Genomic DNA, 5260 nt, shown 5'->3' on the forward strand with positions numbered 1-5260 from the left:
TTAGAATTTTCTATCATATTACGGATTGTTTTTGTTGGACTATCGTCCAATGCCAAAATAAATCCTAAATGGTGATAGAGTTCATTATTTTCTAAACCAATATTTAAGTTTACCGAAATTTTCTTTAGTGAGGTTCCATAATTTTATAGCATTCTTCTTTTCATCTTCTGGGCTTTCAGATTTAACCTGCTTTTCAAACCATAAATAAGTTGAATATTTTTTATGGTTGTTGTTTGCTATTAGTTTAAAGATAAATTCGATGGTAGAAGAAGTTTCTTCTAAGGCTTTATTATGAAGGAAGTACCAGAAATCTTCTTGACGAAGTTCCATTTCTATGCGATGCCATTCATTGGATATTTCAGCTTGCCTTAAAATAGCTTCACGATCACTTAAACCATGTTTTATTTTAGAAAGTAACAATGCTCTAATAAGTTCTGCATCTGTCAAAGGAATCTTTCCAATATTTAATCGATTGAAAATATCAATTTTTCGACTTTCAATTTCATCGAGGTCTATAAGCTGCTTTAACTCCTCTATTTGATACCAGATGATTTCAACCTTCTTAGTTAATGTGGAATTGAACTCATCTATATAACCTACATCATTTTTTGTCTTATCATCAAACCAATCTTTAACAGTACCATAAGCCTGACTCATAAAATGAAAGTCTGGGTTTCCATCATTAAATGTTTCAGGAGATAGATTTTCTAAAAACTGAGTACTTTTCCCTCTTTTCTCGAATAGTATAGAATATTTTGGCCTATTTAGGTAATTAAAAATAATATGCATAGTAATCAAGCGCTGTTGTCCATCAATTACTTCCCACACATTTAATCCATTCTCATCCGTTGCAGGTACGACTACGATAGGTTGCAAACAATACTTTTTTTCGTCTGTCAGCATAAAATTATGAATATCCTCTAATAATGCGGAAACGTGTTCTTCACTCCATCTATATCCCCTTTGGTAATATGGAATTAAATAGTGCTCAAATCTTGGATTTCTATCAGGTGTATTTTCATTTAAAATGATTTTACCTACAGGTTTTAATTCTATTTTATTCATTTTAAAAATTTAAGTTTAATTAATTACACCAACCTAATCCTCCCCGTTAACAACTCCTGCATCAACCCCTGTTTTAGCAGTTTATACTTCTCCAACTTTTGCTCCAATTGCCCTATCTCCAAATCCATATCGGAAAGAATGGTGGCTATTCGGATTTGTTCTTGAATTGGAGGGACAGAAACTTCAAACTCCAAAAAGGTCGGCAATCTTAGAGAATCTACGGTTGCTTTAACAGAGTTCTTCATTGCATGACTATTAAAGTTTTTCTTCATATAGAGATAAATGAATTTACCCAAAACATCTTGTACAAATTCACTTATTTTATAAACGCGTTGATGAACGTCAAACTTTCCATTTATATAATGATAGATACTTCCGATTCCTCCTTCCCCAGGTATTAGGATTGCTTCACAATCATAAGAATAAGAATTTATTCTTTCTACATTTTGGGAACGAACGAAGAAAGGATATTGTCCATCAGATATTTTATCTTGATTGTTTTTTTTACCAGTTTTAATGTGTGATATTTCTCCCAACTTCCTAACCTCCCAATCCTCCTTCGGCGTCAACAACTGCTGCATAGCGCCTTGTTTGATGGCTCTTTTTTTGGCAAGTTTTTGTTCCAGGGTTTGGATTAAAGTATCGGTATCACTTAAGACTTGGGCGATGGCTTTTTGTTCTGGGAGAGGTGGGAGAGGAATTTTAACATTGATTAATTGAGTTTTTGAAACTCCAAATACTTTCATTCCAACCGCAAGTTGTAACATTTGATTCTTTACAGATTGTGAATTTAAAATGACGCCTCTAAAATTATCAGCGAGTAAATATTTCTTATCTCTTAGTAAATATGTATGAAGTCCAGATATGTATTTTTTATTTCCTACACCAAAAATTTCAACTGATTTATTTATACCTTCTAAATCCTCTGATGCATCGACCATAATCACATCTCCATCACGAACAAATTCATATTTTGCTTGTTCAGAAGTAACATAGTATTTGACACCACTCTTTAAGTCGAAATTCGTATTCTTAATTGCATGAATGAGGCCATAATGGATGCATCCAACTTCGTCGGCTTCAGACATTTGAGCCTTTGAATAATTAGAAGTGGAATAAAAGGAAAAGATGCTATCAAAAGGCACTAATTCCCAATCCTCCGGAATTAAACCAATTTCCGTCTGCTTATATTTAGTTTTTGTTAATTCCATACCAGTCCCATCTTTTCTAAATGATCATTTACTTTGGCTTCGACTGCGCTCAGCCTGACATCAATTTCAGGTAAAGTTTGGTCATAGCGTTCTGCCAATTCCTTAATACGATTGGTCAAATGTTGACTGATATGATCTATTTCATCTTTTATTGAAGCTTCAATAGTTTCCATCCATTTATCATCCACTACTAAGGTTTTAATCTCTGTCTCCGTTAGTTTTGGATATTTGGCGTACAATTTTTTATCCAACTCGGCTTCAGCTTCCTTTATTTTTTTATTGGTCTCGGTTTGCTTGTCGAGGAGCTTTAGGTAGTTATTTAGAATTTTAGCTTCTTCAATAATATCAGTCGATTTTTGTTTTTGTGCTTTTAGTTCCTTCAAGCGGGCATTTACGTTGGCTTTGTTCACTTTTTCCATTTCCTCAAAAACGCCATCTTCGCCACTATGCTCTTCTTCTAACTCTGTTAAGCTACTTGCTATGGACTCTTTTTCCGTCTGTAAGGTTTCTAAAGCCTCTTTTTCTGTTTTAAAGAAGCGCTCGATAACCAATTCTTTCGGAATCAAATCACAGCCCCATCCTTTGTCCACCTGTTTTTTAGTTTTCCCTTTGCCCTCAACAATAATGCGATGCGTTTTTGCTTCCCACCCATCTTGGTTAATCAAGTAACAATCGTCCTGCATGACCTCAAACCAATAGCTCATTAAATGCTGGTACATGTCATAAGCATCAATCAGTGGCTTGCCTTTATATCGTTTTAATAAATCTTCGGAAATATCATGAATGAGTTCTTTGGGCTTAAAACCCGTTTCCAATCCTTTTAAGGCTTGGGTAGTTTCAGTTTTCCAAGTGTTGAATAATTGATCCATTTCTTCGCTAAATGCCACAAACTCCTCGTGCTCAAAAATGGCATCTTTTATCTGCTCGATAGGAACTGTGAGTTTGGAATAGTTGGTGCGCAAAGCCGAAAACACTGCAGGTTTTAAAGATGGATACACGTCCCAGAAATTTTTTAAAGCTTCGATATCGGCATTAGGAATACCGCCTTTTAAATGGGCTTCAATATCTTGGATGTCTTCCGTATCTTGACTTTCGATATATCTTGGAATGTTTAAATTGTATTCGTTAGCCTCTATAGCTTCCAAAGCAATCATTTTACTAAAACCTGGAATCTCTTTTTGGGCATTAAACACATCAGCTACTTTATGAATGTCCTGTTCGCGAAGTCTGTTTTTATTACCATCTTTAACAAAACCTTTTCCAGCATCAATCATAAAAATGCTTTTTCGGTCTTGAGCATTTTCCTTATCAATCACGATAATGGCAGCTGGAATCCCCGTACCGTAAAACAAGTTAGCAGGCAAACCAATAATTCCTTTGATATACCCTTTTTTAATCAGGTTTTTTCTGATTTCAGCTTCGGCATTCCCGCGGAACAACACGCCGTGAGGCAAGATGACCGCGCCTTTACCATGTCGTTTTAAAGAACGAACGATATGCAGTAAAAAAGCATAATCGCCATTTTTTTCTGGTGGCACGCCGTAATCTGCAAAACGATTGTAAGGATTATCGTCAGGTAATGTCAGCCCATTGCTCCAACGCTTATCACTAAATGGCGGATTGGCAACTACAAAATCGAAGGTTTTTAGGTTGTTCTCTTTATTTAAAAACAATGGGTTTGCTAAGGTATTTCCTTGCTTAATTTCTGCGGTTGGATAATCGTGCAGAATCATGTTCATACGTGCCAAACCTGAAGTGGCTGCATCTTTCTCCTGTCCGTAAAGTGTAACTTTCCCTTTGGCTTCGCCACTCACTTTTAAAAGCAAAGACCCAGAGCCACAAGCGGGATCGTAAACGGTGGTATCTGCCGAAGTTTCAGAATCATTGATGCCGATAATTTTTGCCATAATTCGACTTACCTCAGCAGGCGTATAGAATTGCCCTTTACTTTTTCCGCTTTCCGTAGCAAAATGGCGCATGAGATACTCGTAGGCGTCGCCTAAGATATCGTCGCCTTCCGCCTGGTTTTTACTGAAGTTTAATTCAGGCTTTTCAAAAATGGCGATTAGATTGGTCAATCGATCCACCATTTCCTTGCCACTGCCCAGTTTGGACACATCATTGAAGTCCGGCATATCAGCCAGTTTGTTGGCTTCTGCAATCGGACCTACAATTTTTTTGTTGATCTGATCGCCAATATCGGTTGTTCCCTTAAGTGCCACCATATCCTTGAAGCTCGACCCCTCAGGAATTGTAATTGGCGCATAAGGTTGTCCTGCCCATTTATCACTGATGTATTTTAGGAAGAGCATGACCAATACGTAGTCTTTATATTGACTGGCGTCCATGCCGCCTCTTAATTCGTCACAGCTTGCCCAAAGGGAGCTGTATAATTCTGATTTTTTTATTGCCATTAATGCTTACTTATTGTTAGGTAGTTATTAGTATATATTCTTGTCATTATTGATTTTATTGTAAAGTTTTTTTAGAATCCGAAGTTAAGGTTATAGTAGCGTTCGAATGCCTGGAAATGTTTTTGAAAACAGAGCTTTACTTATGTTTTTGTAATTATTTATTTGGTCATATTATTCTATAAGTTTTTTACTCTTTTTTTTAATTCTTGTGTTCTATTATCGATGTATTCTTCTACTTCTCCAGTAATAATATCATTCTCCTTTAAATTATTCTCAGTGACAAGATGAGGAGGAATAAAAACATTGTCCGAACCATCATTAGGTTGTAGAAATGCAAAACCTTTATTGACACTCAAATTGATAACTATCCCTTTTATAATATCTGCTTGAGACTTTTCCCTTTCAATAGTCCTTGTCCAGTTTTCTGTTTTTGGCTTGGATTTAATATGAATTTTAAACCATGCAATAACATCTAACAACTGGTACAAAACACTTTGTATTAAATAGGAAGTGTCTACTAATTTAACGTGTTGATCTATTGTTGACCGGTGAGATCCATTCTGTGTTATT

General features: G+C 35.8%; 4 protein-coding genes. All 4 read right to left on the reverse strand.

The annotated features are described in order from the left end of the window. Nucleotides 1–84: 84 nt before the first annotated feature. Nucleotides 85–1065, reverse strand: a complete 981-nt coding sequence (locus tag A9996_RS18895) for a DUF262 domain-containing protein (RefSeq protein ID WP_066439002.1) — start codon at nucleotides 1063–1065, stop codon at nucleotides 85–87. A 23-nt stretch (nucleotides 1066–1088) separates the two neighbouring features. Then, nucleotides 1089–2276, reverse strand: coding sequence for a restriction endonuclease subunit S (locus A9996_RS18900; RefSeq protein WP_066439011.1), 1188 nt, complete (start codon nucleotides 2274–2276; stop codon nucleotides 1089–1091). Then, nucleotides 2267–4690 carry a type I restriction-modification system subunit M gene (locus A9996_RS18905; RefSeq protein WP_066439015.1) on the reverse strand — a complete coding sequence of 808 codons (2424 nt, stop codon included), beginning with the start codon at nucleotides 4688–4690 and terminating at the stop codon, nucleotides 2267–2269. The genes A9996_RS18900 and A9996_RS18905 overlap by 10 nt, the downstream gene beginning before the upstream one ends. Before the next feature lie 176 nt (nucleotides 4691–4866). Further along, nucleotides 4867–5260, reverse strand: a 394-nt coding sequence (locus A9996_RS18910; RefSeq protein ID WP_211272671.1) for a S1 domain-containing protein, incomplete at its 5' end; no start/stop codon positions are given.

It is taken from the genome of Gelidibacter algens (genome assembly GCF_001678675.1).
Classification (GTDB): domain Bacteria; phylum Bacteroidota; class Bacteroidia; order Flavobacteriales; family Flavobacteriaceae; genus Gelidibacter; species Gelidibacter algens.

Excerpts from the sequence above, each read along its gene's own strand:
- A9996_RS18895 (WP_066439002.1), bottom strand. The coding sequence starts at position 1,065 with ATGAATAAAATAGAATTAAAACCTGTAGGTAAAATCATTTTAAATGAA.
- A9996_RS18900 (WP_066439011.1), bottom strand. The coding sequence starts at position 2,276 with ATGGAATTAACAAAAACTAAATATAAGCAGACGGAAATTGGTTTAATT.
- A9996_RS18905 (WP_066439015.1), bottom strand. The coding sequence starts at position 4,690 with ATGGCAATAAAAAAATCAGAATTATACAGCTCCCTTTGGGCAAGCTGT.